Here is a 14,341-nt window from a genome sequence, read left to right as displayed (position 1 = left end):
GCGGCGCGTACCGACCGCAGGGCCGGGTGCAGCGCCTCACCGGTGAGCGGGTCCCGGGCGTACCGGGCCCGTTCCTCGGCCCGGCCGAGCAGCCGCGCCCCGGTCACCGCGCCGGTGTCCTCGGCGAGGCTCTCCCGGGCCAGCCGCTCGGCGGTCGCCCGGGGGGTCTCCGTCGGGTCGACGCGTACCTGATAGTCCACCAGCGTGTCGAGCAGTTCGTCCCAGGCCGCGTGGGCGTCGGCGCGGGCCCGCTCGGCGTCCGCCCCGACGGTGACCTCCCGGGTGCCGCCGCGCGGACCGGGCACCGCGCTGAGCACGGTGGCCGCCGGCGTGAGCGCCCGGGCCCGCCGGCGCCGGCGCAGCGCCGACCGGCGTACCGCGGGGACGGCGAGCAGCACCAGCAGCGCCAGCACCCCGCCGAGCCACCACGGCCAGACCGGCGACTGCTGGTCCGGGCCGTTGGCGCCGACGCTCAGGCCCTGGTCGGGGTCCTTCTCGTGGGGGTCCCGCGCGTTCGCGCCGGGCGACGGGTCGAGGGGCGCCCCGCTGGGGTCCACCCCGGGCACCGACGGCGACTCCTCGGGGGCGTTGGTGTCCGGCGCCCAGGCGGACTGGACCGAGCCCACCACGGCCGCCGCCGGGGTGGCGTCGAACGGCACCCAGCCGATCCCGCCGAAGTAGACCTCCGTCCACGCGTGCAGGTTCCGGTTGGTCAGCACGTAGGTGTCGCCGTCGGAGTTGCTGCCGTTGGTGAAGCCGAACGCCACCCGGGCCGGGATGCCGGCGGCCCGGACCAGCCAGGCCATCGCCGCCGCGTACTGCTGGCAGAAGCCCACCTTGGTGGCGAGGAAGTCGGTGATGTCGTCCCCGCTGGTGCCGCCCCGGGTGGAGAGCGAGTACGTGAAGCCGTTCTCCACGGAGAAGTAGTCGTAGATCGCCCGGACCTTGTCGTAGTCGTTCTGCCGGCCCTTGACGAGCCGGGCCACCAGCTTGTCGACCGCCTGCACCGACGGCGTGACGGTCTGGCCGCGCAGCACCGGGTCGTCGGCGCGCAGCGACGGCGCCGCGCGCAGCACCGACGGGCTGTAGGTCGAGCGGATGTAGTCGAACGCGTAGCGCTTGCCCCGGGAGTTCTCCCGGTTGGAGAAGATGATCTGCAGGTTCGGGTCGTAGAACCAGCTGCCGTTGAGGTCCTCGGTCTTCACCGGCTCGGCGTAGACCGGCAGCAGCGGCATGTTGAGGTTCTTGGTCACCTCGACGGTGGCGTGGTGCCGCTGCTGGTCGACGCCCCGGGTGTCGCGCTGCGTCGGGTCGGGCAGGTTGCGGGTGACCGACCGCCCGCTGGGGACGCGGACCCGGAAACCGTCCGGGCGCAGCTCGTCGGCCACCCCGAACCGCAGGTAGAACGGGGCCGGCTCGTCGGTGGTCACCTTGACCAGCTCGGTCACCTCGGACTGGTTGAGCTGGCCGCTGAGCGCGGCGAACAGGTCGATCCGGCCCGGGCTGCCGCCCTGCCCCGGCCGCCCGGTGCCGTCGCCGGCGCCGTTGGCGACCGTGTTCATCAGCCCGCCGGTCATCCCGGGCACGGCCAGCGGCACCGCCACGGCGAGGGCCACCCCGACCACGGCCAGCCGCCGGCCGGCGGCGGCCAGCGGCGACGCCTCCCAGACGTCCACGTCCCGGCCCTCGCCGGTGAACCGGCGGCCGAACCGGCGTACCCGGTCGACGTTGTCGGTGACCAGCAGCCACAGGTAACCGGCGGCGCCCACCACGAACGGGGTGGCCGGGACGCTGTCCACGTAGACCGCCACCGGCACCGAGTAGATCGCCAGCATGGGCAGGCCGGCCAGGGCCGGGCGGCGCAGCCCGACGGCGAGCACGTCCACCACCATGGCCACGGCACCGATGCCGAGCACGGTGAGGAAGAGCAGCGAGTCGACGTCGGGGACCTTCACCCCGTACGAGCGCATGTCCGGCACGGAGTCGCCGGCCAGCTCGGCGAAGTGGGCGAAGGTCCCGGGGGTCGGGACGAACGCCAGCAGCTCGCTGCCGCTCGGGAAGATCCAGGTCAGGCCGAGCGTGAGGCCGACCAGCATGGCGAGGATCTGCCCCCACAGGGGAGCGCGGGCCAGCCGGCTCAGCGCCGCGGCGGCGGCCACCACCGCGACCACGATGGCCGCCTCGACCAGCCACGTCCAGCGCTGGAAGATCGCCGACAGCGGCGCCGCGGCCAGCAGGGTCGCCGCCGCGGCGACGAAACCGAGGTTGCGGTGCGCGCTCACGGGTCCACCCTCCGGGTCATCGCATGCCTCCGGCGACCGTCTCGGCCAGGGCCGCCCGCAACGCGAAGCCCTGCGAGCCGCGGGCCGCCTGCGGCCAGAGCACCGGCAGCCGGTTGCCGTGCTCCACCCCGATCACCCGCCAACCGCTCTGCAGCAGCGCGAGCGCGGCGGCGCCGTGCGCGCGCTCCGCCTCGGCGCGAGCCTTGGGCGGGAGGTTGAGCCAGGTGGTGCTGTCGAGCAGGAAGCCCACGCAGGTGGCGCCGTTGCCGCGCAGGCCGGCGAGCAGTTCGGCCTCGGCGGTGCTCAGCGCGCCGAACAGCGCGATGATCAGCCCGCCGTCGGCCCGCTGCCGGACCTGCTGCACCAGGGAGGTGATCCCACCGCGCTTGTCCAGGTGCACCTGGGCGAGGTGGTCGAGGAGGACGCCCTCACCGCCCGCCTCGGTGGCGTCCACGTCGGTGCCGTCGCCGGTGACCAGGCGCAGCTTGTATCCGGCCTGCCGCAGGTGCACGGCGATGCTCGCGGCGGCCGAGACCGCCCACTCGAAGCTCGCCGTCGGGCCGTCGCCCCGGTGGCCGAACGCCCGGGTGTCCAGCAGGACCGTGGCCCGGCTCTCCCAGGGCTGCTCCTCCCGGCGCACCATCAGCTCCCCGGTGCGGGCGGTCGACTTCCAGTGCACCCGGCGCAGGTCGTCGCCCATCCGGTACTCCCGGGTGGCGGCGTCGTCCTCGCCGTGCACCGCCACCGAGCGGGCCCGGCTGTCGCCGCTGCCCGCGTACTCCCCGGGGAGGCGGACCGAGGGCAACGGGGTGACCTGCGGGATCACCGTGAGGTGGTCCGTGCTGGGGAAGGCCCGGCTGAGCTCGCACAGGCCGAACGGGTCGGTCAGCCGGATCACCAGCGGTCCCACCTCGTACCGCCCGCGCACGTCGGCCCGGACGGTGTACGCCACCGAGCTGGCCTGATGCGCGCCGAGCCGCTCCAGCACCACCCGCGGCCGACTGCCCAGCGCGTACGGCAGCCGGTCCTCCAGCAGCAGGGTGCCGGTGGGCAGGCGGGACAGGTTCTGCAGCCGCAGCACCACCCGGGAACTGGCGCCGACCGGCACCCGGTGCGGTTCGAGCGACCGGTTGCAGGCGAGCTTGTAGCGGCTGCGCCCGACGTAGGCCGCCGCGAGCAGCGGGAGAATGGCGAGCAGGACGGCCACCCGCAGCAGGTCCTTCTCGCCGAGGATCGCCGCGGAGATCGCGGCGGCGACCGCGGCCGCCAGGAAGGAGCGGCCCCGGGTGGTCAGCCCGCGCAGCCCGTCGCGCACCTCACGGCCTCCGGGGTTCGTACGGCCCGCGGCCGTTGCCCGGCGCCGGCCGGGTGTCGTACGGCGAGCGCTTGCGGTCGTGCGGCAGCGGCAGCCGGTGCACCAGCTCGGCGACGATCGCGTCGGTGGTGCGGCGGGCGAGCTGGGCGTCGGCGGTCGGGATGATCCGGTGCGCCAGCACCGGCACCGCGAGCGTCTGCAGGTCGTCCGGGAGGACGTAGTCCCGGCCCTCGAGGGCGGCCACCGCGCGGGCGGTGCGCAGCAGCTGGAGGGTGGCCCGCGGGGACGCGCCGAGCCGCAGGTCGGGCGCCTCACGGGTGGCGGTGACCAGGTCGATCGCGTACTGCTTGACCGCGTCGGCGACGTGCACCTGCCGGACGTGGCCGATGAGCCGGCGCACGGTGGCCGCGTCGGAGACCGGGCGCAGCTCGTGCAGCGGGTCGTTGGCCCCGTGCCCGTCCAGCATGGCCAGCTCGGCGCCGGCGTCCGGGTAGCCCATCGCGATCCGGGCGGTGAACCGGTCGCGCTGCGCCTCCGGCAGCGGGTACGTCCCCTCCATCTCGATCGGGTTCTGCGTCGCGATCACCATGAACGGGGTCTGCAGCTGGTAGGTCACGCCGTCGACGGTGACCTGCCGCTCCTCCATGCACTCCAGCAGCGCCGACTGGGTCTTCGGCGAGGCCCGGTTGATCTCGTCGCCGACCACCAGGTTGGCGAAGACCGCGCCCGGCCGGAACTCGAAGTCATGCGCCTCCTGGTTGTAGACGCTGACCCCGGTGACGTCGCTGGGCAGCAGGTCAGGGGTGAACTGGATGCGGCGGACCGAGCAGTCGATCGAGCGCGCGAGGGCCTTGGCGAGTTTGGTCTTGCCGACGCCGGGCACATCCTCGATCAGCAGGTGACCCTCGGCGAGCAGGACGGCCAGGGCGAGCCGGACGGTGGCCGTCTTGCCCTCGATGACCTGCTCGATGTTGGCCACGATGGCCTCGCTGGCGGCGCGGAACTCGTCGTGCGGCAGCAGACCGCCCACCTCGTCCCAGGTCTGTTGTGTCACGGGCCTCCTCCTCGTCGCCTGGACGGCAGCTCTGTATAGAGCACCTGGACCCGCCGTTGGGTTCGCGACGCCGAGCCTCGTCTGCCGCAGAAATCTCATTGGCCTCTCAGGCTAACCATGTTTGTCGTTGTCGCCGACCCCCGCAGGCGGTCGGTCGGTTACGCCCGGAATATTCGCCGGACCGGGGGAACGTCCCGACCTGTGGTCCGGGCGAGCTGGCCGCTGAGCCGGCGGGGTACACTGCCCGCATGGCCGGAGTCTTCCTGCTTCTTACCGAGCCGTGCTGATGCGCTGAACGCGCGACAGCACGGCGGCCCCTCCTGCGCGAGGGGCTTTTTTGTGCCCGCAGCAGACCTCCCCATATCCGACATGACCGCGCCGAGGAGACGCCATGAGTGAGGCAGCCGCACCGGCGACCGACATCCCCCCGTTCCGATACACCGCGGCTCTGGCCGACGGGATCGAGCGCCGCTGGCAGGACGCCTGGCAGCGGGAGGGCACCTTCCACGCGCCGAACCCGAGCGGCCCGCTGGCCGACCCGGACCATCCCCGGGCGGGCGCCGAGAAGCTGTACGTGCTGGACATGTTCCCGTACCCCTCCGGCGCGGGCCTGCACGTCGGCCACCCGCTGGGCTACATCGGCACCGACTGCTACGCCCGTTACCAGCGGATGGCCGGGCGGAACGTGCTGCACGCGATGGGCTTCGACGCGTTCGGCCTGCCCGCCGAGCAGTACGCGGTGCAGACCGGCACCCACCCGCGGACCACCACCGAGGCGAACATCGAGCGGTTCAAGGCGCAGCTGCGCCGGCTGGGCCTGGCCCACGACGAGCGGCGCTCGGTGGCCACCATCGACACCGACTTCTACCGCTGGACCCAGTGGATCTTCCTGCAGATCTTCAACTCCTGGTACGACGCGGACGCGAAGAAGGCCCGGCCGATCGCCGAGCTGATCGCCGAGTTCGAGGGCGGCGTCCGGCCCACCCCGGACGGCCGGCCGTGGGCCGAGCTGACCGTGGGCGAGCGGCGGAAGGTCGTCGACGACCAACGGCTGGCGTACGTGTCGGAGGCGCCGGTCAACTGGTGCCCGGGGCTGGGCACCGTGGTGGCCAACGAGGAGGTCACCGCCGACGGCCGCTCCGAGCGCGGCAACTTCCCGGTCTTCAAGCGGAACCTGAAGCAGTGGATGATGCGGATCACCGCGTACGGGGACCGGCTGCTGGAGGACCTGGACACCCTGGACTGGCCGGAGCCGATCAAGCTGCAGCAGCGCAACTGGATCGGCCGCTCCACCGGCGCGCACATCGACTTCCCGACCGCGGTGGCCCCGGTGCGGGTGTTCACGACCCGGCCGGACACCGTCTTCGGCGCCACCTACCTGGTGCTGGCCCCGGAGCACGAACTGGTCGACGTCCTGGTGCCGGCCGCCTGGCCGGAGGGGACGAAGGACGCCTGGACCGGCGGGCACGCCAGCCCGCGGGCCGCCGTCGAGGCGTACCGGAAGGCCGCCGCGGCCAAGACGGACGTGGAGCGGCAGGCGGAGACCAAGAAGACCGGCGTCTTCGTCGGCGCGTACGCCACCCACCCGGTCACCGGCGGCCCCATCCCGATCTTCATCGCGGACTACGTGCTGGCTGGTTACGGCACCGGCGCGATCATGGCGGTGCCCGCCCAGGACGAGCGGGACTGGGACTTCGCCGAGGTCTTCGACCTGCCGATCGTGCGGACCGTGCAGCCGCCGGCGGGCTTCGACGGCAAGGCGTACACCGGGGACGGCCCGGCGATCAACAGCGCCGCGCCCGACCGCGGCCTGGACCTGAACGGCCTGGGGGTGGCCGACGCCAAGGCCCGGATCATCGCCTGGCTGGAGGCCAACGGGCAGGGCGCCGGTGCGGTCACCTGGCGGCTGCGCGACTGGCTGTTCTCCCGGCAGCGCTACTGGGGTGAGCCGTTCCCGATCGTGTACGACGAGACCGGCGCGCCGATCGCGCTGCCCGAGTCGATGCTGCCGGTCGAGCTGCCCGAGGTGGACGACTTCTCGCCGAAGACGTTCGACCCGGAGGACGCCGAGAGCACGCCGGAGACCCCGCTGTCCCGCCGGCGCGACTGGGTGGAGGTGGAGCTGGACCTGGGTGACGGGCCCAAGCGCTACACCCGGGAGACCAACGTGATGCCGCAGTGGGCCGGCTCCTGCTGGTACGAGCTGCGCTACCTGGACCCGACCGACACGCAGCGGTTCGCCGAACCGGAGAACGAGGCCTACTGGATGGGGCCGCGCGCGGCCGGCGACTCCGGGGGCACCGACCTGTACGTCGGCGGCGCCGAGCACGCCGTGCTGCACCTGCTGTACGCCCGCTTCTGGCACAAGGTGCTGTACGACCTGGGCCACGTCTCGTCCATCGAGCCGTTCCACCGGCTGTTCAACCAGGGCATGATCCAGGCGTACGCGTTCACCGACCCCCGGGGCGCCTACGTGCCGGCCGAGGAGGTCGTCGAGGTCGACGGCCGGTACTTCCACGGCGAGACCGAGGTGACGCGCGAGTACGGCAAGATGGGCAAGTCGCTGAAGAACGTCGTCACCCCGGACGAGATGTGCGCGGCGTACGGCGCGGACACCTTCCGGGTGTACGAGATGTCGATGGGCCCGCTGGAGGTGTCCCGGCCCTGGGAGACCCGGGCGGTGGTCGGCTCGTACCGGTTCCTGCAGCGGGTCTGGCGGGCGATCGTCGACGAGCAGACCGGCGCGCTGCGGGTCACCGACGCGCCGGCCGACGACGCGACCCGCCGGCTGCTGCACAAGGTCATCGACGGGGTCCGCGGCGACATGGAGGGGATCCGGTTCAACACCGCGATCGCCAAGCTGATCGAGCTGACCAACGCGCTGACCCGGCTGCCCGGGACCCCGCGCGAGGTGGCCGAGCCGCTGGTGCTGATGGTGGCCCCGTTCGCCCCGCACATCGCCGAGGAGCTGTGGCGCAAGCTGGGCCACGAGACCTCGCTGGCGTACGCCGACTACCCGACCGCCGACCCGGCGCTGCTGGTCGCCGAGACCGTCACCTACCCGGTGCAGGTCAACGGCAAGGTGCGCGGCCGGGTCGAGGTGGCCGCCGACGCGTCCGAGGACGACGTCCGGTCGGCCGCGCTGGCGGCGGTGGCCGGCTCGCTGGGCGGCAAGGAGCCCCGCAAAGTCATCGTCGTGACGGGCCGGATGGTCTCGATCGTCGCCTGACCGTCACCACTCCACCGCAGGCGCGTCCCGGGCTCGGGCGCGCCTGCGGCGTGCTGGTGCCTCGTCGCGCGGTCCGTTCCCGGGGCCAGGCAGGCTACCTGCCGCCGGCTACGAACTTGATGACGTGGATGAATCGGCCGCCGGAGCGCGCGAGCCCACGCCGGCAAGTCGTCTGCGACATCAAGTTCGTAGGTGCCCTCGGGGTGTCCGGCCGGTCAGCCGCATCCGTGCGGCGGCCGGAGGACCGTCAGCGGCCGCCGAGGGCGGCCTCGACCGCCGGGCGGTGCCGGAGCAGCCATTCCTGCCAGCCGCGTACCGCCTCGACCGCACCGGCCGCGCGGAGCCGGCGCATGCCCGGGTCGTTCCGGTCGGCCCCGGCGTCGATGCCCCGCCAGGTGCCCTCGATCTGGTCGAGCATCACGTCGAGCAGCTCACCCCGGGGCAGCGGGGCCTGGTAGGCGTCGCAGAGCAACCGGCAGCGGCGGCCCAGCTCGGCCGGGTCGGCGTCGCCGCCGAGGGTGGCCCAGTGCCAGCCGGCGAAGGCCAGGTCCTCGATCCGGCGGCCCGGCCCGGCCAGGTCCCAGTCCAGCAGGGTGACCGGCAGCGGTCCCGCCGGCGTGTCCCGGTACACCGTGTTCTTGGGCGACAGGTCGCGGTGGCAGACGGTCTCCGCGCCGCCGGCCAGCTCGCCGCCGGCGCAGGCGTCGTGCAGGGTGCGGATCAGTCCGGCCAGGCCGGCCAGCGCGGCGTCGGAGCAGAAGGACGGATCCTCCCGCTCACGCCAGGGCACCCGCCCCTCGACGTGGGCGAGCACCTGCCGGCCCCGCTCGTCCACCCCGAGGTACGCCGGCGCGAGGCCGGGCGCGGCCGCGGCCAGGTGCCGCAGCAACCGGGCGACGAAGTCCGCGTTCTCCGCCGGGGGAGTGCGGCGGACGGTGCCCCCGACCCGGACCACCGTGGCGATGAACCCGCCGGGCAGCGGCTCCTCGGCGCGGGCCATCTCAGCTCGGGCCGAGCCGGCGCTGCCGCTCGGCCCGCCACCAGCGCTGGATGATGACCAGGCTGGCGATCAGCCCCAGGCTGGCCGGGGCGGCGGCGTACCAGTTGACGCCGCCGGGGGAGCTGACCGCGGCGCCGATCGCGGCGTAGCCGAACGCCGTCGGGGCGGCGGCGATCACACTGCCGGCCAGGAACGGCAGCACCCGCGCCCCGGTGGTGCCGTAGCCGTAGCTGACCAGGCCGAAGCCGGCGATCGGCAGCAGCCGTACGGTGATCACGCCGAACACGCTCTGCCGGGCGAACCAGCCGTCCAGCCGGGCCAGCCGGCCCCGCACCCGCTCGGCGACGAACTCCCGGCCCAGCAGGCGGCCGACGGCGAAGCCCAGCGCCGCCGCGAGCAGTGCCGCGCCCAGCGAGTACGCGGCGCCGGGCAGCGGCCCGAAGATCGCCCCCGCGGCCAGCGTCACGAAGGTCCGCGGCACCAGCGCCACCAGCAGCAGCGCGCCGACGGCGACCGCGGCGACCGGGGCGTAACCGCCGAGGGAATGGGCGAGCCGGGGCAGCTGCGTCGGGTCGGGCCGGGGCACCAGCAGCAGGGCCACCCCGAACCCGCCGAGGAGCAGGAGCAGCAGCGCGAACCGGCGCGCCGACGGCTGCCGGAGCAGCCGGACGAAGCGGCCCGACCCGGGTCGTCGCCACCGTCCGGCGGCGCCGGTCACGGTCGGGCGGCGGCGGTCACCGCGGCGCGGCGCTCGGACCGGAGCCGCTCGGCCCAGGTGTCGTCGAGGGCGGGGAGCTGGTGGATGCCGGTCGCCCAGCGCAGCAGCAGGTCGGCCAGGGCGGGGTTGCGGGCCAGCGCCGGGCCGTGCGAGTAGGTGCCGAGCAGCTTGCCCCGCCACGCGCCCTCGGTCGCCCCGTCGTTGCCGACACCGGTGGTCACCCGGGCCAGCGGGGACACGTCGGAGCCGAGGTGGGTCCGCCCGCCGTGGTTCTCGAACCCGGTCAGGTAGGGGATGCCCAGCCGCGCGTCGATGTCGCCGGCCAGCTCGCCGACCGCCCGGGTGGGGCCGCGGTCGGAGGAGATGTCCAGCAGCCCCAGCCCGGTGCACTTGGTGCCCTTGGCGAAGAACGAGGTGCCGAGGAGCTGGTAGCCGGCGCAGACGCCGAACACCACCGAGCCCTGGGCCACCGCCCGGTGCAGGCCGCCGTCGGCGATCAGCCGCTGGGCGCCCAGCGCCTGCGGGCCGTCCTCGCCGCCACCGATGAGGTAGATGTCGGCCGTGGCGGGCAACCGCTGGTCGGAGCGGACCTCCAGCACCTCGACCGGCATGCCGCGCAGCTGGGCCCGGCGGGCCAGGATCAGCGCGTTGCCGCGGTCGCCGTAGGTGGAGAGCAGGTCGGGGTAGATCCAGACGATGCGCAGGCTCTCAGTTGACACGGTCCAGCTCCGCTCGGATGTCCTGGAAGGCGGTGTAGTTGGCGATGACCTCCAGGCGGCCGGGTGGCACCGCCCGGATCGCCTCGTCGAAGCTCCGGACGTGCTGGAACGGCACGCCGTTGACGTCGAGCCGGACGGCCAGGTCGTACGCCCGGTCGCCGGTGATCAGCACCTGCCGGCCGCGCAGCGGCGCGAAGTCGACGTCGAAGAGCCAGGAGGTGTCCAGCCCGTCGGGGTCCCGCGCGTTGATGGAGAGCAGGGTCGGGGCGACATCGGCCATGTCGAAGGCCTCCAGCCAGCTCGCCGGGTTCTTCGCCAGCAGCAGCCGGATGTTGCGCCCGTCCCGGTCGACCTGCGCGTAGCGGCCGGCGACCGAGGTGACCGAGCCGAGCCGGGAGACCGCGTCGACCGGCCGTACGCCGAACTCGGCGGCGACCGCGAGCGCGGTGGCCGCGTTGCCGAGGTTGACCTTGCCGGGGAGCTGGAGGTGGACCTTGTGCCAGGCGCCGGTCGGGTCGAGCACGCCGTCGTCCTCGACGGTCCACTGCGGTTCGGGGCGGCGCAGCGGGCAGCCGGTGCACCACCACTGGTCGCCTGAGCGCTGGATGGTGGAGCCGCACTCCGGGCAGACCCAGGAGTCGTCGTGCCAGCGCTGGCCCGCGCTGAACCAGGTGACGTGCGGCGGGAAGTGGCCCTGGGCCGGGTCGGCCGGCGGGGTGGCCGCCCAGACCACCATCGGGTCGTCGGCGTTGGCCACCACCCGGACGTCCGGGTGCCGGACCAGCGCGGCGCGCCAGAGCTGCGCCATCATGGCGACCTCCTTGGCCCGGTCGAGCTGGTCGCGGGAGAGGTTGAGCAGCGCGACCACGTGCGGGTCGGTGGCCTCGATCACCTGCGCGAGGTAGTGCTCGTCGACCTCCAGCACCGCGTACGGGGTGCTGCCGGCCTTGGCCAGGGCGGAGGTGTGGCCGGTGGGCATGTTGGCGCCGAAGGAGTTGGTGGCCACCCGGCCGAGCACGCCGACGGCGGCGGTGGTGAGCCGGGTGGTGGTGGTCTTGCCGTTGGTGCCGGACACCAGGGCGATGGCGCGACCCGCCGAGAGATGGGCCAGCAGGTCCGGGTCGATCTTGAGACCGATCCAGCCGCCGATGACCGAGCCGTCGCCACGGCCCGCCGCCCGCGACAGCGCCGCCGCGGTCCGCGACACGGAGCTGGCCACCTTTGCCCGCATGGGCATCTTCGCGTCCGTCACGCGAGCGAGGTTACCGGACCTCGGGACCCGCCAGATCGCCGCCGACGGCGATCCGTTCGGCCGGGGACGCCCGGCGGACGGCCATCGGGCGCTCGGCCGGACGGAGTCGATCAATGTCGGGTAGCGGACCGGCCGCACGGCGCGCCGTCGCCCTCCACTCCGCCCCACCCCCTTTGACGTGCTGTTTTGCGCGCGGAAACGCCGCGCCACGCGGGCGTTTCCGGTTGCAGGTGGAGGGAAGTGGAGTAGAGTGGGGCGCGATGGTGAGGCCGGGAGGGCCACACCGGCCCGGGGGGTCAGCGGCGCCGCGAACGCCGCTCAGGGCGAGGGGGTTGGGCCGATGTTCCTCGGCACCCACACTCCGCGCCTGGACGACAAAGGCCGGTTGATCCTGCCGGCGAAGTTCCGGGATGAGCTGGCGGGGGGTGTCGTGATCACCAAAGGGCAGGAGCGCTGCCTCTACGTCTTCCCGATGCCCGAGTTCCAGCGCATCGCCGACCAGTTGCGCGCGCAGCCGATGACCAGCAAGGCGGCCCGGGCCTACAGCCGGGTCTTCTTCGCCAGCGCGCACGACGAGGTCCCGGACAGGCAGGGGCGGGTCACCATCCCCGCGCACCTGAGGTCCTACGCCGCGCTCGACCGGGATCTGGTCGTGATCGGCGCGAGCACCCGGGTGGAGATCTGGGACAAGGGGGCCTGGGAGGCCTACCTCGCGGAGAGCGAAGACGACTTCGCCGACATCGAGGAGGGGGTGCTGCCCGGCGGTCTGTAGGGCGTGACGGCGCCCGACGTACTGCGAGATCTCCAGCCGCTTTCGAGTTCCTGGCACCCCTTCCCCGGTGCCAGGCGCACGATCCGATACGGAGGGCCGCGGCCTCCGGCGGGCGGGAGCGGATGGGGATCTGGCGGTATGACGAGGCGTCGTGACGACAACGGACGCGGCATGGACGGAAGTGGGTCTCAACCAGTGGGGGTCGACATGGGGGAGCTACGCGGCACGCACGTGCCGGTGCTGCTCGAGCGGTGTCTCGAGTTGCTCGCCCCCGCGCTGGGGCGGACCGGACGCACCGTCCACGTCGACGCCACGCTGGGCCTGGCCGGCCACGCCGAGGCGGTGCTCGAGGCGCACCCGAACACGGTGCTGATCGGCCTGGACCGGGACACCGAGGCGCTCGCCCACGCGCGGGTCCGGCTGGCCCGGTTCGCCGACCGGATCCACCTCGAGCACGCCGTCTACGACGAGCTGCCCGACGTGCTCGACCGGCTCGGGTACCCGGCGATCGACGGGATTCTGTTCGACCTCGGCGTCTCGTCCCTGCAACTGGACGCACCCGACCGCGGGTTCGCGTACGCGCAGGACGCGCCGCTGGACATGCGGATGGACCAGACCCGGGGGGTGACCGCCGAGGAGGTGGTCAACACCTACTCCCACCCGGAGCTGGCCCGGGTGCTGCGGGTGTACGGCGAGGAGAAGTTCGCGGGGCGGATCGCCTCGGCGATCATCCGGGAGCGGGAGCGTGCCCGGATCACCTCGTCGGCGCGACTGGCCGAACTGGTCCGAGAGAACATTCCGGCACCAGCCCGGCGAACCGGTGGACACCCGGCAAAGAGAACGTTTCAGGCTTTACGGATCGAGGTAAACAGGGAACTGGCAGCGCTGGAGACGGCTCTGCCGGCCGCCCTGGACCAGCTCACCGTGGGCGGCCGCATGGTGGTCCTGTCCTACCACTCGCTGGAGGACCGGCTCACCAAGCAGGCGCTCGCCGACCGGGTCCGCAGCAAGGGCCCGATCGACCTCCCGGTCGAACTGCCCGGGTCGGGCCCGACGTTCCGGCTGCTCAGCCGGGGTGCCGAGCTGCCCGGGGAGGCCGAGGTCGCGGCCAATCCGCGCGCCGCCTCGGTGCGGCTGCGGGCCGCGGAACGGCTCGACCCGGAGGCGACCCGGCAGGGGCGTACCGACCGCGAACGGTACCGCCGCCGGGTGAAGGCGATGCACCAACCGGGGACGGGGTCACCGGGGTCCGTGCCGGACCCGGGTTCGGCTCCGGGGGACGGGAACGGGACGGACGAAGAGGGGGAGGGGACATGAACATCGACAAGCGCGACGGCCGGGACGCCGTCGGGCAGCGCGCACCGCGGTCGGGGGGCCGGACCACGGCGCAGCGCAGCACGCGAACCACGACGGCGGGGGCCGACCGGCCCGACCGTCGGCAGGAGACTCGCGCCCGGGGGGCGCGCGAGTTTCCCACCCAGGGCAGCGCCGCGCTGCGGCCGGCCGAGCGCACCCGGACCAGCGGCACCGCCTCGCCGCGGCTGCGGGTCGCCCCGCCGCCGCCGGTCCGCGTGCCGCGGGCCCCGTTCGTCGGCCTGATCCTGGTGCTGGTGGTCGGCGGGGTGCTCGGCATCCTGGCCGTCAACACGAAGATCAACGAGAACGCGTTCAAGCTGGAGAAGCTCCAGCAGCAGCAGGCCAAGCTCGACGTCGACCAGCAGCAGCTGGAGAAGGAGATCGCCGAGCAGAAGGCCCCGGGCAACCTCACCGCCAACGCCCGCAAGCTGGGCCTGGTCGAGTCCGAGGACCCGGCGTACATCCGGCTGCCGGACGGGAAGACGATCGGTGTGCCGCACCCGGCGGAGGGCGCGCCGTCCATCACCAGCCAGCAGGGCAACGGGGGCTGAGCAATGCCGCCGAGATCGGAGGATCCGCGCCGGGACGCCACGGGCTCCCGGCGCGGCTCGTCCCGGGGCGGCGAGCCCCGGGAGCCGGGCGTC

General features: G+C 73.8%; 11 protein-coding genes. 4 read left to right on the top strand and 7 right to left on the bottom strand.

Going from position 1 to position 14,341, the window contains the following annotated elements; translation table 11 throughout:
* The 3 genes from ACWEVO_RS12655 to ACWEVO_RS12645 all read right to left on the bottom strand — a co-directional run.
* Positions 1–2,282, bottom strand: a 2,282-nt coding sequence (locus tag ACWEVO_RS12655; protein ID WP_452307672.1) for a transglutaminase TgpA family protein, incomplete at its 3' end; no start/stop codon positions are given.
* Between the two features lie 16 nt (positions 2,283–2,298).
* The gene (locus ACWEVO_RS12650; RefSeq protein WP_452307671.1) at positions 2,299–3,597 is read right to left on the bottom strand and encodes a DUF58 domain-containing protein; all 1,299 of its coding nucleotides are present in this window, start codon (positions 3,595–3,597) and stop codon (positions 2,299–2,301) included.
* A gap of 1 nt (position 3,598) precedes the next feature.
* Positions 3,599–4,651: an AAA family ATPase gene (locus ACWEVO_RS12645; protein WP_452307670.1), complete on the bottom strand. Its 1,053-nt coding sequence runs from the start codon at positions 4,649–4,651 to the stop codon at positions 3,599–3,601.
* A 391-nt stretch (positions 4,652–5,042) separates the two neighbouring features.
* Here ACWEVO_RS12645 and leuS point away from each other — a divergent pair, with 391 nt between their 5' ends.
* Entirely contained in the window at positions 5,043–7,880 is a 2,838-nt protein-coding gene (gene leuS / locus ACWEVO_RS12640; RefSeq protein ID WP_452307669.1) for a leucine--tRNA ligase, read from the top strand.
* Positions 7,881–8,127: 247 nt separating this feature from the next.
* Here leuS and ACWEVO_RS12635 read toward each other — a convergent pair whose 3' ends face one another.
* The 4 genes from ACWEVO_RS12635 to ACWEVO_RS12620 are packed head-to-tail and all read right to left on the bottom strand — an operon-like array spanning position 8,128 to position 11,554.
* Positions 8,128–8,880 (bottom strand): phosphotransferase, encoded by a 753-nt coding sequence (locus tag ACWEVO_RS12635; RefSeq protein ID WP_452307668.1) that lies wholly within the window; start codon positions 8,878–8,880, stop codon positions 8,128–8,130.
* Between the two features lies 1 nt (position 8,881).
* Entirely contained in the window at positions 8,882–9,598 is a 717-nt protein-coding gene (locus tag ACWEVO_RS12630) for a TVP38/TMEM64 family protein (RefSeq protein WP_452307667.1), read from the bottom strand.
* Complete coding sequence (locus tag ACWEVO_RS12625; RefSeq protein WP_452307666.1) at positions 9,595–10,317, bottom strand: type 1 glutamine amidotransferase; 723 nt, start codon at positions 10,315–10,317, stop codon at positions 9,595–9,597. Before ACWEVO_RS12625 ends, ACWEVO_RS12630 begins: the two co-directional genes overlap by 4 nt.
* Positions 10,307–11,554, bottom strand: a complete 1,248-nt coding sequence (locus ACWEVO_RS12620) for a MurT ligase domain-containing protein (RefSeq protein WP_452307673.1) — start codon at positions 11,552–11,554, stop codon at positions 10,307–10,309. Before ACWEVO_RS12620 ends, ACWEVO_RS12625 begins: the two co-directional genes overlap by 11 nt.
* Positions 11,555–11,909: 355 nt before the next feature.
* Here ACWEVO_RS12620 and mraZ point away from each other — a divergent pair, with 355 nt between their 5' ends.
* The 3 genes from mraZ to ACWEVO_RS12605 all read left to right on the top strand — a co-directional run bounded on the left by mraZ (position 11,910) and on the right by ACWEVO_RS12605 (position 14,248).
* Positions 11,910–12,341 (top strand): division/cell wall cluster transcriptional repressor MraZ, encoded by a 432-nt coding sequence (gene mraZ / locus ACWEVO_RS12615; RefSeq protein WP_452307665.1) that lies wholly within the window; start codon positions 11,910–11,912, stop codon positions 12,339–12,341.
* A 207-nt stretch (positions 12,342–12,548) separates the two neighbouring features.
* Positions 12,549–13,658, top strand: a complete 1,110-nt coding sequence (gene rsmH / locus ACWEVO_RS12610; protein WP_452307664.1) for a 16S rRNA (cytosine(1402)-N(4))-methyltransferase RsmH — start codon at positions 12,549–12,551, stop codon at positions 13,656–13,658.
* Complete coding sequence (locus ACWEVO_RS12605; RefSeq protein ID WP_452307663.1) at positions 13,655–14,248, top strand: hypothetical protein; 594 nt, start codon at positions 13,655–13,657, stop codon at positions 14,246–14,248. The genes rsmH and ACWEVO_RS12605 overlap by 4 nt, the downstream gene beginning before the upstream one ends.
* Positions 14,249–14,341: the final 93 nt, after the last annotated feature.

The sequence above is a fragment of the Micromonospora sp. NPDC003776 genome, assembly GCF_053605645.1.
The sequence above is the reverse complement of the archived record's forward strand: the minus strand, read 5'-3'. Positions and strand labels throughout refer to the sequence as shown.